This is a genomic window from Hymenobacter sp. DG25B, assembly GCF_000801315.1.
In the GTDB taxonomy this organism is placed as follows: domain Bacteria; phylum Bacteroidota; class Bacteroidia; order Cytophagales; family Hymenobacteraceae; genus Hymenobacter.
The window spans coordinates 1690219-1705690 of the sequence record NZ_CP010054.1; the positions used below are offsets into that span (position 1 = coordinate 1690219).

At 57.2% G+C, this 15472-nt stretch carries 12 protein-coding genes and 1 tRNA gene; 5 read left to right on the top strand and 8 right to left on the bottom strand.

Annotation, left to right across the window (positions count from 1 at the left end; translation table 11 throughout):
* Positions 1-20 precede the first annotated feature (20 nt).
* The 7 genes from PK28_RS07250 to PK28_RS07280 all read right to left on the bottom strand — a co-directional run bounded on the left by PK28_RS07250 (position 21) and on the right by PK28_RS07280 (position 5997).
* Complete coding sequence (locus tag PK28_RS07250) at positions 21-1139, bottom strand: ABC transporter permease (protein ID WP_044512889.1); 1119 nt, start codon at positions 1137-1139, stop codon at positions 21-23.
* A complete protein-coding gene (locus tag PK28_RS07255; protein WP_044512892.1) occupies positions 1136-2245 on the bottom strand; it encodes an ABC transporter permease in 1110 nt (369 codons plus the stop codon). The genes PK28_RS07250 and PK28_RS07255 overlap by 4 nt, the downstream gene beginning before the upstream one ends.
* A gap of 15 nt (positions 2246-2260) precedes the next feature.
* Positions 2261-3010 (bottom strand): ABC transporter ATP-binding protein, encoded by a 750-nt coding sequence (locus PK28_RS07260; protein ID WP_082017006.1) that lies wholly within the window; start codon positions 3008-3010, stop codon positions 2261-2263.
* Positions 2991-3935: an ABC transporter ATP-binding protein gene (locus PK28_RS07265; RefSeq protein WP_044512894.1), complete on the bottom strand. Its 945-nt coding sequence runs from the start codon at positions 3933-3935 to the stop codon at positions 2991-2993. Before PK28_RS07265 ends, PK28_RS07260 begins: the two co-directional genes overlap by 20 nt.
* A 50-nt stretch (positions 3936-3985) precedes the next feature.
* Positions 3986-4954, bottom strand: coding sequence for an HlyD family secretion protein (locus PK28_RS07270; RefSeq protein ID WP_044512896.1), 969 nt, complete (start codon positions 4952-4954; stop codon positions 3986-3988).
* 58 nt (positions 4955-5012) lie between these two features.
* Complete coding sequence (locus PK28_RS07275) at positions 5013-5636, bottom strand: TetR/AcrR family transcriptional regulator (RefSeq protein WP_044512899.1); 624 nt, start codon at positions 5634-5636, stop codon at positions 5013-5015.
* 286 nt (positions 5637-5922) lie between these two features.
* Positions 5923-5997: transfer RNA gene (locus PK28_RS07280), tRNA-Arg, on the bottom strand.
* A gap of 166 nt (positions 5998-6163) precedes the next feature.
* Between PK28_RS07280 and PK28_RS07285 the strand changes: the two genes are divergently transcribed.
* On the top strand, positions 6164-6610 hold the full coding sequence (locus PK28_RS07285) for an organic hydroperoxide resistance protein (RefSeq protein ID WP_044512901.1): 447 nt from the start codon (positions 6164-6166) through the stop codon (positions 6608-6610).
* 67 nt (positions 6611-6677) lie between these two features.
* Here the strand turns inward: PK28_RS07285 and sucC are convergent, their stop codons facing one another.
* On the bottom strand, positions 6678-7883 hold the full coding sequence (gene sucC / locus PK28_RS07290; RefSeq protein ID WP_044512904.1) for an ADP-forming succinate--CoA ligase subunit beta: 1206 nt from the start codon (positions 7881-7883) through the stop codon (positions 6678-6680).
* Positions 7884-8304: 421 nt separating this feature from the next.
* Between sucC and PK28_RS07295 the strand changes: the two genes are divergently transcribed.
* The 4 genes from PK28_RS07295 to PK28_RS07310 all read left to right on the top strand — a co-directional run bounded on the left by PK28_RS07295 (position 8305) and on the right by PK28_RS07310 (position 15214).
* Positions 8305-11178 (top strand): AMP-binding protein, encoded by a 2874-nt coding sequence (locus PK28_RS07295; RefSeq protein ID WP_044512907.1) that lies wholly within the window; start codon positions 8305-8307, stop codon positions 11176-11178.
* Positions 11179-11270: 92 nt separating this feature from the next.
* On the top strand, positions 11271-13136 hold the full coding sequence (locus PK28_RS07300; RefSeq protein WP_044512909.1) for an AMP-binding protein: 1866 nt from the start codon (positions 11271-11273) through the stop codon (positions 13134-13136).
* Complete coding sequence (locus tag PK28_RS07305) at positions 13108-14076, top strand: hypothetical protein (RefSeq protein ID WP_156126289.1); 969 nt, start codon at positions 13108-13110, stop codon at positions 14074-14076. The genes PK28_RS07300 and PK28_RS07305 overlap by 29 nt, the downstream gene beginning before the upstream one ends.
* 10 nt (positions 14077-14086) lie before the next feature.
* Positions 14087-15214 carry an MBOAT family O-acyltransferase gene (locus tag PK28_RS07310; RefSeq protein ID WP_044512915.1) on the top strand — a complete coding sequence of 376 codons (1128 nt, stop codon included), beginning with the start codon at positions 14087-14089 and terminating at the stop codon, positions 15212-15214.
* Positions 15215-15472 lie beyond the last annotated feature (258 nt).

The window sequence follows — 15472 nt, forward strand, 5'->3', positions numbered from 1 at the left end:
GCATGGCGGTGTGGGTGGCCTCAGGTGGTTTTGCGGTAGTTCAGAATGGCCCAGCCATTCAGCACCACGGCAAAAAGGGCTTCGTAGCCCAGCTGGGGAGCTACGTCCTGCAGGCCGCTGCCTTTCAATACTATCATCCGCATTACCTCAATAAAGTGCGTGACGGGGTTGAAGTAGGCAATGTAGCGGGCCCAGTCGGGCATGCTGTCGATGGACGTGAACAGGCCGCTCATCAGAATGAAAATCATAATGAAGAAAAAGGCCACGAACATGGCCTGCAGCTGGTTGTCGCTGTACGTCGAAATCAGCAGGCCAAAGCCCAGCACGGCCACCATATACACGGCCGCGAAGACGTAGAGCGCCACCAGGCTGCCCACCGGCACAATGCCGTAGAGGCCCCGGGCCACCCCCAGCCCAATAGTGAATACCAGCATACCCAGCACCCAGAACGGAATCAGCTTGCCCAGAATGAACTGCCACTTCTTAATGGGCGACACGTTAATCTGCTCAATGGTGCCGATTTCCTTCTCGCGCACAATGTTCAGGGCTGTGAGAAACCCACCCACCAGCGTGAGCAGCAGCACCAGAATGGCCGGCACCATAAACACGTGGTACTCCGCCAGCGGATTGTACCAGTTGATGGTCGTCACGTCGATAAGCGCGGCGGATGCAGGCGGGGTGCTGCCCTGCCACTCCAGGCGCACGGCCTGGTTGAAGTCGGCAATGATGCGGGTGAGGTAGGCGCCGCCCAGGCTGGCGCGGGTGCCGTTGATGGCATCTACGGCCAGAAAAAGCTGCTCACTGCCTTCGCGCACGAGGCTGCGCTCGAAGTGGGGCGGAATTTCCAGCACAATGTCGGCCTTGCTTTCCTCCACCAGCTGCAGGCCCTGCCGGTAGGAGCGGCTGGGCCCCACCAGCCGGAAGTAGCCCGACGAGCCGATTTTGGAAATGAGCTGGCGCGAGTAGCTGCTGTGGTCGTTATCGACGATGGCCAGGTTGATGTTTTTCACATCGTAGTTGGCGGCCTGCGGCAGAATGATGAGCTGCATGGTGGGCATGAAGAAAATCATGGCCAGGATGCTTTTGTCGCGGAAAATCTGCCGGAACTCCTTGCGCAGCAGAAAGAGCAGAATTCTCATGCCAGCCGAATCTTAAAGTTGCGCAGACTAATGGCCAGCAGCACCGCCGCCATGCCCAGCAAAGTCAGCGTTTCCCGCCAAACTGCCGCCACTCCCAGCCCCTTCAGCATCACGGCCTTCACGATGAGGTAGTACCAGTGCGAGGGTATGAAGTTGGGAATGAGGCGCAGCGGGCCAGGCAGGTTTTCCAGCGGAAACAGGAAGCCCGTGAACAGCAGCGTGGGCAGCATCATGCCCATCATGGAAAGCAGCATGGCCACGCGCTGCGAGCTGGTAACATTGGAAATCAGCAGCCCCAAAGCCAGGCACGCCACAATAAACACCGTGCTGACCAGGTACAGCAGCGCCAGACTCCCCTGAATGGGCACCTTCAGCACGTACACCGACAGCAGCAGAATCAGGGTGAAATCGAGCAGGGACAGCACCAAATAGGGCACGGCCTTGGCAATGAGCACCAGCAGCGGCCGGAACGGCGACACCAGCAGCACCTCCATGGTGCCCAGCTCCTTTTCGCGCACAATGGCCACGGAGGTAAGCGTAGTGCACACAATCATGAGCACCAGGGCCAGCACGCCCGGCACAAAGTTGAGCGAGCCGTTCAGGTCGGGGTTGTACAGCATACGTGTTTGGGGCACAATCTGGTAGGGCAGCGCCCCGGCCGCCTGGTTTAGCTCCTGCTGATACTCGCCTACCATACTGGTGAGGTAGTGGGTAATGGTAATGGCCGTATTGGGGTCCGAGGCGTCGGCCACTATTTGCAGCTGGTTGCGGCCGGTGTGCAGCAAATCGGCCTGGAAATGGGCCGGAAATACCAGCGCGGCTTTGATGCGGCTTTGCCGGAAAGCCGTTTCCATTTCCGCGTAGCTCAGCGCCAGCTCCTGCACTTGGAAGTAGGGGCTGGCCCGCAGCCTGCTGGTAATCTGTTGCGAAGCCGGATCATGGGCGAAATCCACCACGGCCAGCTTGATGTTCTTTACCTCACTGCTCAAGGCAAAGCCAAAAAGCAGAATCTGCGCTGTGGGCAGCCCAAAAAGCAGCAGCAACGTGCGCCGGTCGCGGAAGACGTGGTAGAACTCCTTGCGGATAAAAACGAGCAGCTGTTTCATGGGAAAACCGTGGGGTTACTCGCTCCGCTGGGCGCCGCGGGCCAGCTGGTAAAACACGTCGTCCATGGTAGTGGCGTGGTAGCGCTGCTTCAGGTTGGTGGGCGAGTCCAGGGCTTCCACGCGGCCGTCTACCATAATGGAGACGCGGTGGCAGTACTCGGCCTCATCCATGTAGTGGGTGGTCACGAAAATGGTGAGGCCCCGGTCGGCAGCTTCGTAAATCAGGTCCCAGAACTGGCGGCGGGTTACCGGGTCCACGCCGCCGGTGGGCTCATCCAGAAACACGATTTTCGGGTCGTGCAGAATGGCTACCGAAAAGGCCAGCTTCTGCTTCCAGCCCAGCGGCAGACTGCCTACCAGCTTTCGGGCTTCCCGCTCCAAGCCCAGAGTAGTAATCAGCGCCTCGCTTTTGGCCTTCAGCTGCTGATTGGATAAGCCATAGATACCGCCAAAAAACTCAATGTTTTCCAGGATGGTAAGGTCCTCATAAAGCGAGAATTTCTGGCTCATGTAGCCAATGTTCTGCTTTATTTTTTCCTGCTGCCGGTACACATCAAAGCCCGCCACCGTAGCCTGGCCCGCCGTGGGGTAGGAGAGGCCGCAGAGCATGCGCATGGCGGTAGTTTTGCCGGCGCCGTTGGCCCCCAGAAACCCAAAAATCTCGCCCGCCGCCACGTCAAACGTAATCCGGTCCACGGCCACAAAGTCGCCGAACTGTTTGGTCAGCTCGCGGCAGGAAATGACGTTAGCGGGCTGCGGTTCCATTGGAGCTGGCGGGGTGGGTAGTCATCAGGTCAATAAACCGGTCTTCGATAGTGGGCATAATGGGTTTGATTTCGAGGTTGGTGTGCTGTTTAGCCAGCAGGTAGCGGTGGAGGGCGGCCTCGTTGTCGGGCTTCTCCTGCCGGAACGTTACGTGCACGTACTCGCCAAACGCATAGCTGCTGCGCACCAGCGCCGAGGCCCGCAAATCCTGCAACAGGCGGTGGGTGGCGGTGGCCTTCACCGCGTAGAGCGGGCCGGGGTAGGCTTTAATAATATTATCGGGCGTATCTACGGAAAGAAGGTGGCCGGCCTGCATCAGCGCAATTCGCTCACAGCGCGTGGCTTCATCCATGTAGGGCGTGGAAACCAGAATGGTGATGCCCTGCTGCCGGAGCCGCCCCAGCATCTCCCAGAATTCCTTGCGCGATACGGCATCCACGCCGGTGGTGGGCTCATCCAGAAACAGCACGGTGGGCCGGTGAATGAGGGCGCAGCACAAGGCCAGCTTCTGCTTCATGCCCCCGGAAAGCTTGCCCGCGCGCCGGTTTTTAAACGGCTCAATCTGCTCGTAAATATCTTTAATCAGGCCATAGTTGGTTGCAATGGTGGTATCGAACAGCGTGGCGAAAAAGGTCAGGTTTTCCTCCACCGTCAGATCCTGATAGAGGGAGAATTTACCCGGCATGTAACCCACCGTGTTGCGGATGGCCCGGTAGTCGCGGCGCACGTCGTGGCCATCCACAGTGGCCGTGCCGGAGTCCGCCAGCAGCAGCGTGGTCAGAATCCGAAACAGGCTGGTTTTGCCGGCTCCATCGGGCCCAATCAGCCCAAACAACTCCCCCGGCTGCACCGCAAACGACACGTCCTCCACGGCCCGCACCGTACCTTTTTCGTAGGTTTTTGTGATGTTCTGCAGCGTGACCATGGGTGGCGGTTAAGTGGGTTTCCGCTTTCTTAGGCGGCTTTTTGGCTGGGTTATTCTTCGGCTGATTTCTTCAGCAGCACCTCCCCGTACATGCCAATCTTGAGGTAGCCGTCATTCTTCACGCGCACGTTCAGGGCGTACACCAGATTGGCCCGCTCATCCTTGGTCTGAATGGTTTTGGGCGTGAACTCTGCCTTGCTGGAAATCCAGGTTATCGTGCCCGGATAGGTTTTGAACTGGTCCTTGCCATTATCAATTCGCACCGTAACGGGTTGCCCCAGCTTCACCTGAGGCAGCTGGGTGCCCGTGATGTAGGCGCGCAGCGTGAGCGTATCGGTGTTGGCAATGCGGTACAGGGGCTTGCCAATGGTTGCCATTTCGCCGGCAAAAGCGTATTTGGTGAGCACTGTGCCGGTAACGGGGTTCATAATCCGGCCTTTGCGCACCTGCTCTTCAAACTGCGCCTCCGTTTTAGACAGGGCCGCCCGGTGGCTGAGCACGGCGCGGTTTTGCGTGGCCGTGTTGCTCTCGGCCACCTGTATCTGCTGGCGCGTAACGGCCAGCTGCCGCTCGGCCTGCGTAATCTGGGCATTTATATCGTCCAGCTGCTTGCGGGGCCATACATCGGCCCGCACCAGGCCCTGCGTGCGGGTGCGCTCCCGGTACAGCTGCTTTAGCTGGGCCTGCTGCACGGCAAGCTGGCGGCGCGTTAGCTCCACCTGCGGGGCGGCGCTGCTGGTTTGCTCGCGCAAGGCCTCCATGGAAGCCTGTGTTTGCTCCTGCTGGAGCCGCGCGGTGGTTACGTCAATCTGCCCCACGGTGGTGCCGGCTGGCAGCACGTCGCCTTCCTGCACGGTAAATGCCAGAATCTGGCCAGTCTGCTGGGCTGATACGATAACTTCATCCGCTTCGAAATTGCCGGAAGCATCGAAATCAGGCCCTTTTTCCTGGCAGGAAATAACGGTCAGACCCAACGCCACCCAAACTGCCCAGCCCAGCAGCATTACTAAGTTTTTCATGGAGGGAAGGCTTGAAAGCCTATTTTAAAAACTTGTTTAACGAGTGGTTAAAAAAGCTTCAGCTCGTTTTCAGGAGGGCATCAAACCATAGCGGGAGCAGGCGCTTCCGCTCCTGCATCAGGGCCGCAAAGTGGGCGTTGTCCTGCTCACTCACCAGCTGAAATACCGGTCGCGCAATAAAAGGAAACACCGCCATGCCCAGCAGGCTCATCAGCAGCTGAAGGGGATGAGTCTGATTTTGGTGTGTGCCCAGCTCTTCCCGCAGCTGTACCGCAAACCGCGACTGCAGCAGCACCTTTTTGGCGCCCATGGTTTCGGAAAGCTTCTGCGGGTTGGCTTTCAACTCGCTGAAAATGAACAAGGGCAGCTCCGGCTGGGCCAGCAGCAGGTCAATGTAGAAGGCCGAAATCTGCTCCACCTTTTCCTGCAGCGTGGTAGTTTCATGGAGCATAATCTGGTGCAGGGAGCCGGCAAACTGCTGCAGCTTTTCCAGCATCACCAGATCAAACAGCTTTTCTTTGCTGCGGAAGTAGTAGTTGAGCAGGGCCAGGTTAATGCCTGCCTCCTCGGCAATGTCGCGCACCCGGGTGGCGGCGTAGCCTTTGCGCAGAAACACCTTGCGCGCCGCCACTTTAATGCGCTCTTCCGTGCTGGTATCCATCGGGGCAGCGGCGTTTTTCATGGGCTGAGGAAGCTGGGTAATGGTTAGATTTCTAGAGGATAAGGCCAACAGTATCTAAATATAGCAGAAAATAGAATCTTTATCATCTTGTTTTAAACGCTTGTTTAAAACAAATTTCTGCCTTACTTTCTGGTATCTCACCAGCGTGTCTTATGAACATACTCCGTAAAAAAAGGGGGGATTAAACGAGGCTGGCATCAGCTTAAGTCAAAGGGCATTGCCTAAAGCGCTTTGTTCGTCCTAAACCCCAATAAAAATGCCCTCTACGCAGTGTAGAGGGCATTTATGGTGGTCGCGCCAGGAATCGAACCTGGATCAAGAGCTTCGGAGACTCCTATACTATCCGTTGTACTACGCGACCGGGCGGGTAGGGGCGGCAAAACTAACAGAAAAATACCGTCCTACAAGCAACTGCGTGGGTCTGACTACAGATTCTATCAGCAGCCGGAAGCGGAAAATAGGGTAACCTAAATGACTGGTAGCAGGTTAAGCCTACATATCTACCCATTCTAATCAACCCTGTTTCTATGAAAAAGAATCTGTATACGGCCGAGTCAACGGCTACCGGCGGCCGCAGCGGCCAGGTGCACTCCCAGGATGGCGTTATCAATATGGAAATGTCGGTACCATCTGTACTGGGCGGGAAGAAGGGCGCTACCAACCCCGAGCAGCTGTTTGCGGCCGGTTATTCCTCCTGCTTTCAGCAGGCCCTGCTGGTTATCGCGCAGAAGGAAGGCGAGCGGCTGGACCCTGCCAGTACCGTGCAATGCTCCGTAACGCTTTTTCAGGAAGGCGAAGGCTACGGTCTGAGCGCCGTGCTGGATGTAAGCCTGAAGGGTATGAGCCATGAGCGCGCCTCGGAGCTGGTGACCAAAGCCCATGAGATATGCCCTTACTCGGTAGGCACCCGGGGCAACATGGAAGTAGAGCTGAAAGTAGATGGCGAGCCGGCCGCCGTAAAGGAAAAGGCCTAACAAGCACATCATAAAAAAGCCCCCGCCGGACTCCGGTGGGGGCTTTTTTATTTAACCAAGTGGCGGCTTAGGCGAGGCCCTGCTCGGCCAGTACTTCTTTCACTTTCTGAGCCGCATCTTTCAGCAATACAGCCGAGTACACTTTCAGACCCGACTCATCAATGATGCGCGCGCCTTCTTCAGCGTTGGTGCCCTGCAGACGTACGATGATGGGGACTTTAATGTCGCCGATGTTCTTGTAGGCTTCTACCACACCATTAGCCACCCGGTCGCAGCGCACAATGCCACCGAAGATGTTGATGAGGATGGCTTTCACGTTCGGGTCCTTCAGGATGATGCGGAAGCCAGCTTCAACGGTCTGGGCGTTGGCTCCACCCCCTACGTCGAGGAAGTTGGCCGGCTCGCCGCCGCTCAGCTTAATGATGTCCATGGTAGCCATGGCCAGGCCCGCGCCATTCACCATGCAGCCCACGTTGCCGTCCAGCTTCACATAGTTCAGGTTCGAGTTCGAGGCTTCTACCTCCAGCGGGTCCTCTTCGTTCAGGTCGCGCAGGGCGGCGAAGTCCTTGTGACGGTAGAGGGCGTTTTCGTCGAGGGTTACTTTGGCGTCCACGGCCAGAATCTTGTTGTCCGAAGTTTTCAACACAGGGTTGATTTCGAACATAGCCGAGTCAGTGTCGTCGTAAGCCTTGTACAGCGCCTGTACAAACTTCACCATCTCCTTGTGGGCTTCGCCTTCGAGGCCCAGGTTGAAGGCAATTTTGCGAGCCTGAAAAGCCTGCAGACCCACGCGGGGGTCAATATGCTCGCGGTGGATTTTCTCGGGGTGCGCTTCGGCTACCTCCTCAATGTCCATCCCGCCTTCGGTGGTATAGATGATGACGTTTTTGCCGGTAGCGCGGTCCAGCAGCACGCTCATGTAGTATTCTTTGGGCTCAGAAGCACCGGGGTAGTACACGTCCTGGGCAACCAGTACTTTGTGCACCTTGCGGCCTTCGGCGCCGGTTTGCTTGGTCACCAGCTGCATGCCAATGATCTGGCCGGCAATTTCCTTCACCTGCTCCAGGTTTTTGGCGAGCTTCACTCCGCCTCCTTTGCCACGGCCACCGGCGTGAATCTGAGCTTTGATAACGTGCCAGCCGGTTCCGGTTTCCGCGGTCAGCTTCTGGGCGGCGGCTACCGCTTCTTCGGGGGTGTCGGCGGTGTAGCCTTCCTGCACGCGCACGCCATAGCGCTTGAGGATTTCTTTACCCTGATACTCGTGGATGTTCATAGAGGGTCGGTTTGAAGGAAGATTCGGGTGGGATTTGCGGGGGCGAAAGTAGGGAATTATCAGCGGAGGGGGAAATTGGATATATCATCCGTACGATTTCACGCCGCCCGCTTCGCCCAGGATAGTGCCGTGGTAGTATTCCTTTTCCCTGATTTCGATGCCAAAAGCCCCCGGGATATTTTTCGGCAGGGCAGGCGGCGCTCCAGTAACACCGCACAAAAGCGGCGGCAGGAGGAAAGCCCGGCTTTTACAGCCCTCTTCAGCTGATCAGCATAAAGTGTTAACAAGCTTCAATATTTATATTTGAATAGTGACAATAATTATTATTATTGTGGAAATATATAATAGCTTCATGCTACTACGCTCCGCTGGCTGAAAGGCAATGCGGCCAATAATTATATCATTCTAAATCCCCTTATGTATGATTCCCGGGCTTACAGCGTATACCTTTCATCCCCTCTATTCGTCGGAGCAGGCAACGGGCTGGCTGGCCCACCCCAGCGGCGCTTTCGGCTTGCCAATCGTGCAGAATATGATCCTGGGCGACCAGCTGGACTGGCCTTTGCCGGAACTGATGGAACCCAAAGCACGGGCCACAGAGGAAACCCTGCGCCAGCGCCTGCCGGCCTACGATGAGTTTGTGCGGCGAAAAGGGCGGCGCCCGGTGTATGATGCCTATGTATGCTTTCAGCCCTTTAATGAGGCCACCCGGGCGCTGCTACCGTTCGTGCATATGCTGCGCCGGCAACTCCGCTCCGGCGACGTTATTCTGAATCTCTGGGACCGGTCGGGGTGGAATACCTCCTGGCTGGCGGGCCTGTTCCCGGAGCAGACTATTCTCACGGTGTGGGACGGTGACCGGGACGTGTTAGGCTATAAAGGCTATGCATACTGGCTAACCGGCACGCAGGCCCCGGCCAACGTGCAGCTGCTTTTCCAGGAGCTGAACAAGCCACTGCCCCTCAACGACCACAGCGTGCGCCTGGTCATAGGTATGGATGTGCTGCACCGCTTCGAGCAGGCCCGGGTGCTGCGGGAGCTGATGCGGGTGGTTGCGCCCGATGGTGGCCTGCTCTTTCCGCATGTGCACCTCGCCAATAACGAGCCGGATCCTTACTTTGAGCGTGGCGGCCGCCTGCTGCATGGCCAGCAGTATATGCAATTCCTGGAGCCCCTGGCCCGGCAAACCAACCGCCAGGCGCTGGTGTATTCTGAGCCTGAGTTGTTTTACTTCAACGAACACGGTGACTCCAATACCCCGGCACCAAAACCAAATCCTGCCTCCCCCGACTATAACGGCCTGGTTGCTTTACTACCGGACACATGGATGGAAAAGCAGCCAATGCTGGAGCCCTGCCAGGCAGTGGAAGAATCCACATGGGCCAGTTGCCGGCTCCTGATCAATTTCCTGCTGCACATTAACCCGCTAACAGGCCGGGTGGAATACCGCGCCGAGCGGTTTGGTGGCGCCGTGGGCCACTTATTAGAGCGGCACCCGGTATATCAGCAACATTTGGCAAGTGCCCACGGCTACCAACTGTCGGCAGAGGCGCGCAGCGTGCTTTATTGGGCCGCCCGGCAATACACCGCCGCCGAAATAGCCAAGCAGCTGGGGCGCTCTGTGGAAGAGCTACGGCCGCTGCTGCGGGAGCTTAGCGCCCTGGATATCATCCAGTTAGTGCCCATCAGCGCCCAAAGCCACCGGCTGCAGCATTTTCTGGCTTTTCAGGAATTTCAGGCCCCCAATCAGGAGCACACCATTCCCCGGCTGTGGGCGCGGGCCCAGCAGCACTACGGAGAAGCCACGCTGCTCACGGCCCTGGAAGATGGAAGTAGCTTCAGCTACGCAGAGGCCGATGCCATTGTAACGGACATTCGGCAGGCCTTGCGCCGTAGCAGGATTTCTGCGGGCGATGCGGTGGCCATACATGCGCCGCTACATGCGGAGGTTTTGTTGCTGAGTTGGGCTTGTTGGCTGGAAGGCGCTGTAGTAGTACCCCTGAGCATGACGCTACCTGCTGCCACCGCTCAAACCATACTGGAGTCAGTTTCGCCAAAGCTTCTGTTAGTGGTAGCTGAAAAGCAAGCGGATTATGAGCCTGTAGAAGTGCCCAAGCTGGTGGTAGACACGGACGAGAGCAGTGAGCTGCCGCCGAACGCCCGGTGGTTTTCTGACTGGCTGAGCCTGGAGGAAGAGCCCGAAACAGAGGAACCTACTCCACCGACCATTACTCCTACAGATGTTGCGGCCATTTTATTTACCTCAGGCTCTACCGGGCTGCCGAAAGGAGTGCCGCTCACGCACGGGCAGTTATACCGCAGTGCCCGGCTGGTAACGGAAACCTTCGGGTGGGAAACCACCGACCGTTTTCTGGCCGTGGGCGACGCTGATGCTATGAGCGGCCTACGCAACGCGGCCTTAGCCCCGCTGGAAGTAGGCGCCAGCGTCATTATCCCAACCGTTGCTCAGAAACAACACGCCGCCATGCTTGCGGAAGCAGTAGTAACCTCCCAGGCCACGTTGCTAGCCGCTAGCCCGGCGCTGCTGCGGCAATGGGTGCAGCTGGGGCGCCGCATTGGGACGGAACTGCGGAGCCTGCGCCTGGTGATGAGCACCGGCAGCCAGCTGACGCCTACGCTGCGCACCGACTTCCAGCAGGCGTTTAACCTCCCTATCGTTAACTATTACGGCCTCACCGAGACTACCGGCATATGCCTGGCCGAGCGCCCCGAGCAGGCGCAACCCACCGCCGATACCATTGGCTGGCCCGTAGGTTGCCTGGCGCAGATCGTGGATGATCAGGGCCAGCAGGTGGATCCAGGGCAGGAAGGGGAGCTGCGTATCTACAGTGATAACCTGATGCAGGGCCCGTACTATGGTCCCGGCAGCGCTACTCCTTCGCCGGTGCGGGACGGCTGGCTATACACCGGCGACATAGCCGTGGCCAACTCCGATGGCAGCGTAACATTGCGCGGCCGTCGCACGGAGCTTATCAAGAATGCTTTAAGCGAAGTCGTGTATCCCTCCGAAATTGAAACGCATCTGCTGGCCCATGCCGCCGTGCACCAGGCCGCTGTGTGTGCCTTTCAGCGCCATGACACGGAACGCCTGGCTGCCTTTGTAACGCTGGGCCCCGGCCACGATGCTGCCCTGATAATACCTCAGCTTCTGGCGCATCTCACGGCTCGGGTAGGGGAGCACAAAGTGCCATCTGTGGTGCAGGTACTGGATGCGCTGCCTTATTCCTCCAATGGGAAAGTGCTTAAAACCCAACTACTGGAGTTACTTCGCTGATTAAAAAGCCGCCGCTCAGGCTGACAGCATGCCGGCTGGGCGGGCTCCATGTCACTTGCTAGTTATTACTGTTTCATCTGCACTGTATTTTGATGTCTACTCTTACTGCAACCCGTTGGGCCGATGTCGTCCAAACCGTAGCTCGCTTCAGTGAGCCCGCCCGCCAGAACGCCGCGTTTCTAGATCTGGGCAATCGTCGTATCACGTATCGTCAGCTCACGGAGCGCATTGGGCAGCTGGCTGGGGTCTTTGCCCGGCTTGGGCTTCAGGAAGGCGACCGGGTAGTGGTTTCGGTGGAGGATGAAGTGGAAACCGCCTTTATTTTCTGGGCGATGCTGCGCTATGGCCTCAGCGCTATTCTACTGGACCCGGAAGTGAAGCCCGATCGGGCCCGTGCTATTATCCGCACGGCTGAGCCAGTGGCGTTCATTGCCGATGAGGCCTTTTTGCAGCGGCAGCAAATCGATGCAAAGCAGTATAAAGTACTTCCGGTGCGGCTGGAGGAAGCTCCTAAAGGGCAGCTTTTTCGGAAGCTACTGGGCCGCACCCAGTCATCGGCAGGAGCAAGCCAGACATATCCGGCCCTGCTGGCACAGGAAAAGCCCGCCCCACTGCCCACTGCCATCAGTCCCGATACGGTAGCCTATGTGCTGTTCACCTCGGGCACTACTTCCGATACAAAAGGGGTGCAGATTACGCACCGCAACCTGTTCAGCCATTTGCAGACACTGACAAACGTGTACGGGTTTGATGCCGATACGCGTCTGATGAACATCCTCCTGCTCTACCACGCCGATGGTATTATCCAAGGGCCAATTCTGGCGGGTTATAACGCGGCCGTCTGCATCCGGCCACTGCGCTTCGACCTGAGCAATATTGGCGCTCTACTGGATGCCATTTACAAGTACCGGGTAACGCATCTAATAGCCGTGCCAGCTATGCTGGCGCTCATTCAGCGCTTTTCAGATGGCTACGAGGACAGCTTCCGTACCCCGGATTTTCGCTTTATCATTTCCGTTTCCTCGCATCTGGAAGAAGCCCTGTGGGGCGCTTTTGCTGTGCGCTTCGGCGTGCGTCTGGTGAACGTGTATGGTCTCACGGAAACCGTGGCCGGTGGCCTGTTCTGCGGCCCTGGTGACGAAAGCTACCGCATTGGCACCGTGGGCAAGCCCGTGGACATGGAGGCCCGCATAGTGAATGAGTTTGATGAGGAAGTAGGAGATGAAACCGAGGGGGAACTGCTGCTGCGCGGCGAAAATGTCATGCTGGCTTACCTCAATAATCCCACCGCTACCGCAGAAGTACTGATGCCGGATGGCTGGCTCCGCTCCGGCGACATAGCCATGCGCAGCACCGATGGTTATTACCGCATTACAGGTCGTAAGAAAAACATTATTGTTTCGGGTGGAGTCAACATTCACCCCGAGGAAATAACGGAGGTTCTGAACACGCACCCCGCTGTGGCCGAAGCTGTCAGCTTTGGCGTGGCCGATGAGGTATTCGGGGAAAAGCTAATTAGCTGCGTGGTTTTCAAAGAAGGAACTACGGCTACTGAGGTAGAGCTGACCAGCTACTGCCGCGAGCGGCTGGAAGAGAAGAAAGTACCTACCGTAATTCATTCATTGGATGAGTTGCCCAAAGGGTTGTCTGGAAAAGTGCAGCTGAAAGTAGTGCAGGAGCGGCTGGCAACGCACGTTGCGCAAGCCACCGCTAATGGCCCCGATTTCCGCTCGCTGGTGCGCGAGGCAGCATCGCATGCCTTTAAAGTGCCTATGGAGCAGCTTCGCCCCGAGGCCAACTCGCGCAGCATGGCCGGCTGGGACTCCATGGCCCACCTGGATTTCATCGTTCGGCTGGAAAAGGCACTGGGAACGGAGTTTTCCACGGCAGAGATTATGGTAATGAATAGTTTACAAACCGCTGAAGACGTTGCGCGCAAGAAACTCGCCACCCGCTGAGCCTGCCCCCATCTGGGTATGGTCAGTGGCACTGGGTATGCTCCTGAGCTTTGGGACTGTATATGGATGGGGATTTGTGCACTCCGTTTCTACCTACCACCAGGAGGTGGTGGCCGGTGCGCGGCAGCTGTTACAACGAGAGTGGCAGGACCGGACGGATAGTGTGACGCGGGTAGTTATTCTGGGTAGCTCGCTTACCGGCAATGGCGTGATGCCCTCGGCGTATTTCACCCGAAAGACGAACGGCCGCTGCCGGGTGGTTCGTCTGTTCCGCATCAGTGCTAATCTGGAGTCGTTTACCGACCGTGCCCCCATTTTAAAGTATTTGCAGGAGTATCCGCCGGACATTCTCTGCATTGAGGAAAACCTGCTGCTGTATGACCTGAAAGATTGGTCCGAACTGTCGCCGGATTCCTTCCTGCTGAAGAATGTAGCTCGTTACTCCTATCAGCTGGTTAACCGGAGTAAGCAAAGACTTGGGCTCACGCACGAGGTTATCGATGTGAATCGGCCCGGTCTTGCTATGCAGGATGTGGATATGCCAGCGCCTACTACTCCGTGGGATACAACGCATCTAACCGAATTCGTAGCCGAAATACGACAGCGGAAAGTCCGCCCTTTTGCTCCCCGGCATCCTGTGCATCAGGCATTGCGGATACTAAGAGGGCAGGGCGTACGCATAGTGTTGCTGCATTTTCCCCGGCCGGCTCCTTTGGAAAAAGCTATTTATAGTGGTCGTAATGGGGATTCGCTACGCTACCGCATTGCGCAATACCAGCGGGCCTACCAGGCCAGCTACTGGCATGAGCCCGGCCCTTATCACTTCCGGTATTTCTACGATAAAGCACACATGAATTTCCAGGGCCGCGCCCTATACTCTACCTGGCTGGCCAAAAAGCTGCGCCAGGAAACAAATCCTACTCTCTTGACTGCCCGCTAACCAGCACGACATGCTTGTCCTCCATACTATCGTGTTTTTTAGCCTGTTACTGTTAGTGCCGGCCGCTTGGCTGTTGCCGGAACGCTGGCAGATAAGTGCCGTTAGCCTGCTGACAGCGGCATTTCTTCTGTATGTAGCTCCCATATCCGCGCTGATGCTGCTGCTGACGGCGGCAGCCAGCTATTGGGTATTTAAAAGCTCCTGGCTACGCCCTACGGGAGCAGTTTTACTGGCCATCGGGCAGGCGGTGGCTGTCTGGATGGTATTTAAATCAGAGTGGCCGACGCAGGCGGGTTGGTGGACACAGGTGGGGGTGCCGCTGGGCTTGTCCTACTATACCTTCCGGCAAATTCACTACGCTATTGAGCGTTATAAGCAAACCCTGCCACGCCACACCTGGGCCGATTATTTGCGCTACCTATTCTTTCTGCCTACCATGCTGGTAGGCCCCATCAACCGCTTCCCCGATTTTCTGCGGGATGTACGCCGCCGCCGCTGGGATGCCGCGCTGGCATCGGTAGGGCTGGAGCGGGTGTTGTATGGCTATGTGAAGGTGGTGGTACTGGGCAATGCGCTGCTCACCAACAAGCTGGGGCACCTGCTTACGGCTTTGGAGCCGCAACATCCGGCGCTGGCTACGTATCTGGGCATCCTGCGGTTTGCCGGCAACGCCTACGTGCAGTTTGCCGGGTATTCGGATATAGCTATTGGGTTAAGCTTGCTGCTGGGCTTCCGAACCGGGGAAAATTTTGCCGCGCCCTTTCTGGCTCCCAATCTAAATGACTTCTGGAAGCGCTACCATATTTCCCTTTCTCAGTGGTGCCGCGACTACGTATTTTCTCCGTTGCTGAGCCTGACCCGCCGGCCCATGCTGGCCATTGCGGCCTCCATGCTGGTGCTGGGGCTCTGGCATGAGTGGTCGGGGCGGTATCTGGTGTGGGGCGCTTTGCAGGGACTGGGCATTCTGTTCTGGCACCAGTATCAAAAGTTTGCGGAAAAGCGGCCGAATGTTGTCCCGGTGCTGCCCGTATGGCTGGGCGTTTTTCTCACCCTGCATTTCTACTGCTTTAGTTGCGTGATTATCCGCGAGCCATCCTGGCAGGCTGTGGCCCATACCTTTTACCGTTTGCTGAGCTAAACCCATGTATTCCATCTTATCCCGTTACCTGCCTGGGCGCGTTGCCGGTACTCTCACCGCTTTTTGGTATGTGTTTTTGGCACTTATGGTGCTGTATTATGCCTTTTTGCCGAGTGGGCAATTTCGTTACGCGCACTGGTAAAGCATTGTGTCAATATTCGTGGCAGACGCAGGAAAAGGGCATGCCGCAACCTTTCGCAGCTCAGAATCGAATGCTACGCCTGACATTGCGTAGATTTGCTTCTTAACCTCGCTCAT